Consider the following 3,390-nt stretch of genomic DNA (forward strand, 5'->3'; position numbering starts at 1 on the left):
ATTGTGTTGTTGTTCAATCTCAATTATTATTTTTTTAAAAGACATAATTTTTTCTTTGTCCTGAGCAAAAAGACTCAGGACAAGAAAAAATGTAAAAAACAAAAAATGACATTGTTTGGGGTGCAACATTTATTTTTCGTCAAAAATTATTTTATTCTTTGAGACTTTTTTCATCTCTAAATTATAGGTAGTACTAATAATTTGCAAAGCAACATCAAGATTTTTGGCTGGCAATTTCCCCGTAAATAAGGACGTGGTATCCTTTGCGTTTACTTCTATTGTAATGTTGTACTGTCTTTGAACTTCGTCTACTAAGGATTTAATGTTTTCTTTATAAAAAGTGATTTGATTGTCCATCCATTCTGGTTTCAAAGTGGTTGTGTTTCTATTCACCTGTTTTCCATTTTCAAAAGTAACGCTTTGTCCGTGCGTCAAGAGCACTTGAGCATTTCCATAATTTACTTTTACACGTCCTTCATAACACACTACATCAAACCTGTTTTTTCGGGCTTTTACATTAAATTGCGTTCCTAAAACGGAAACTTTCCCCAGATTAGTCTGTACTTCAAAACGTTTTCCTTTGGCTACTTTAAAATACGCTTCTCCGTTTAGTTCCAGATGTCTGTTGTTGTCCCAATTCCATTTTTTAAAATTTATTTCAGAACCAGAATTTAGTACCACTTCAGAATCATCAGGCAATAAAAAAATGGTTTTTTCACCAAAGTTTGCTGTTTGCGTTTGTGGTACAAAATTTTTGAGTGTAAAAGTAATTCCTAGAGCTAAAACAAAGATAGCTGCTACTCGAAACATCCATTTTTTGTATAAAGGAACCACTTTTGTTTCTATTTTTTTCTTTTTTAGAATATTAGAAAGCATGGCATTTTCATCCCAATCATCTACTTCTAAATGTGCGGTATAGTTTTTTATTTTTTGATATTTTTCAAAATCTGGACTTGCTGCAAATGTAGCTAATTCATCCTCTGACAAATCATTGTTGAGCCATTTCGCTAGTAATTGATTTTCTTTCATCGTACTTCTATTATATGTTAAAACAACTGGGACTACATTTACCCTACTTTTACAAATCAATTTCTTTGCGTAAGCTTACTAAAGCCAAATGAATGCGCTTTTCTACTGCCTTTACGCTAATATTTAAATCCAATGCAATTTCGCTATATTTTTTTCCATCAATACGATGCATCAAAAAAGCCACCCGTTGTTTTTCGTTTAAATTTTCAATAGCTTTTAATAGTTTGGTTTGAAATTGTTTTTCTTCTAAAAGATATTCTGGACTTTCATTTGTTTTATCTAAACCAGTGAAGTTTTTTTCATATCGCAACACCACTTTTTGATGGGCAATTTCATTTAGGCTGCTATTGTTTGCTATGGTATAAATATAGGACTTTGCTTTTTCAATTGGCACGGAACCGCAGTTTTGCCAGAGTTTGACAAACGCTTCTTGTGCAACATCTTCTGCTTGTTCTTTATTACCAAATTTGTAAATAAGAAAATTCCGAAGTACTTTTATATGACTTTTGAAAAAAGAAGAAAAAATAATTTCGTCGCAAGTGTTAGATTGGTTCGTATTTGGCATCTAGATTTCCTATTTGTATGTTGCAAAAGTATTTGTTTTTAATTTAAGTAGGGTAAAAACAAGACTGATTGTTTTATAGAGGTCTGAAATGTTTTTTATATTCATGAGGTAATTTGGTTTAAAAATAACAATAAACCGAAAACCTTGATGCTGAATTTATTGAAAAACAGTTTCTTTAAATTTTATTACCTTTGTAAAAACAGAAATATGTTCCCTTTAAAAAAATATATATCACTAGCAGTTTTCCTTGTTTTGTTATCTTGCCAAAGCGAAATAGTAGAAGAGGATAATAATATACAGGGAACAGTTACAAATGTTTCTCCTCTTACGACTTATCTGCAAAGAGTTGCAATGGTCAAAACGGTACAAGATAATATAATAGACAAGTCGAGTTATTGTACTATAAAACTTCCTTATACACTTACGGTTAACAATACAAACATTGCGGTAAATACAGTTGCCGATTATCAAAAAGTAGTAGATAATATTATTGCAAATGCTACTGATGATGATATCGTAAAAATAGATTTTCCAGTAACGATGGTGTACTATAATTACTTCGAAAAATTGATTCCAAATGAAGCTGATTTTAAATCCTTAATTGATTATTGGAATCTATATCCTGATCTTTTGAGTAAGATTAATGGTTTAAATATTAATTATCCAATTACAATAAATAGCTATAACAGTTCTAATCAGTTCGCCAGTTCCATATCAATCATTAGCGATCAAGCTTTTTTTTATTTTATAAAGAATTTGAGTGCTAGTCAATATATTTCCTTACAATATCCTATTTCAATAGTAGATCATAATAATCAACCAAGGACGATTTTAAATAATCAAGATTTCGAAAATGCTATCAAATATGCTATTGATTCCTGCCCAGAAAATAATATTGTGCCCCTAGATTTTACAGGAACAATAACAAAAGGTTCATGGACAATCCCTTATTTTTTTGTTGCTTCAGATAAAACTTCTTTGTATAGTGGTTATTCGTTTGTATTCAAAAATGACTATTCGGTAGTTGCCACAAAAGGAGGTAGTATTGAAACTGGGCAATGGGAATATGTACTACTGAATGGTGTAAGAAAACTAAAAATAAATTTCAGTTCAGAATCACTGAGTAAACTGAATACATATTGGGAATTATTTGAGTTTAATAATTCCCAAATACGGCTACGAACTCTAAGTAGTAACACCAATTATCTTTATTTTGAAAAAAAATAACTTCTGATATCAGCTGAAACTATTTTAAAAAGTTATTTACTTTACAATTATGATTCAAAAAAACAAATCACGACAGTAATAGTTGATTTCTTTGTATCAAATACAATATCCATTTTCGTTTCGTTCTTGCTAGATTATTACACTTATCGTTTGATTATGGGTAAAAATATTAGTGTGAAATGTATATTTATAAATAGGTGTGCAGACTTCTGTGTATATTACTTGGGGTTTATTTTCTTTTGCAAAGGTTTTGCGAAAACTTTGCATAAAAATGCATCTTACTTTTAGAGAATAGGTCTCTCAGACCAAAAATATTTCATAGAATTTACAAGTATTGCTTTGAACATCTATTTGTTTTATTATTAAAATTTTATAAATTAATAAAATGAAAAAAATCTATTTTAATTTATGTGTGATGTTTCTCTTTTGTTCATGTATATCAGCACAAGAGATCAGTAAAATTGAATACTCAAATAAAATTGTGGGGCGCTGGGTCCAATTAACATTTAATTCTGAATTGGAAGAATATAGCCACTCCCCGAAGGTATATAATTTTAAAAGTAATAATA

3 protein-coding genes are annotated in these 3,390 nt (G+C 29.7%); 1 reads left to right on the forward strand and 2 read right to left on the reverse strand.

What is annotated here, in order from left to right; translation table 11 throughout:
• Positions 1-129 precede the first annotated feature (129 nt).
• Together AC061E_RS16395 and AC061E_RS16400 are read right to left on the reverse strand one after the other, a co-directional pair.
• A complete protein-coding gene (locus AC061E_RS16395; RefSeq protein ID WP_478287221.1) occupies positions 130-1,029 on the reverse strand; it encodes a FecR family protein in 900 nt (299 codons plus the stop codon).
• Between the two features lie 49 nt (positions 1,030-1,078).
• Positions 1,079-1,594 carry an RNA polymerase sigma factor gene (locus AC061E_RS16400; protein WP_478287222.1) on the reverse strand — a complete coding sequence of 172 codons (516 nt, stop codon included), beginning with the start codon at positions 1,592-1,594 and terminating at the stop codon, positions 1,079-1,081.
• Between the two features lie 207 nt (positions 1,595-1,801).
• On the opposite strand from AC061E_RS16400, the gene AC061E_RS16405 reads away from it, so the two are divergent.
• Positions 1,802-2,821 (forward strand): hypothetical protein, encoded by a 1,020-nt coding sequence (locus tag AC061E_RS16405; protein WP_478287223.1) that lies wholly within the window; start codon positions 1,802-1,804, stop codon positions 2,819-2,821.
• Positions 2,822-3,390 lie beyond the last annotated feature (569 nt).

This window comes from Flavobacterium sp. GNP011 (assembly GCF_056428925.1).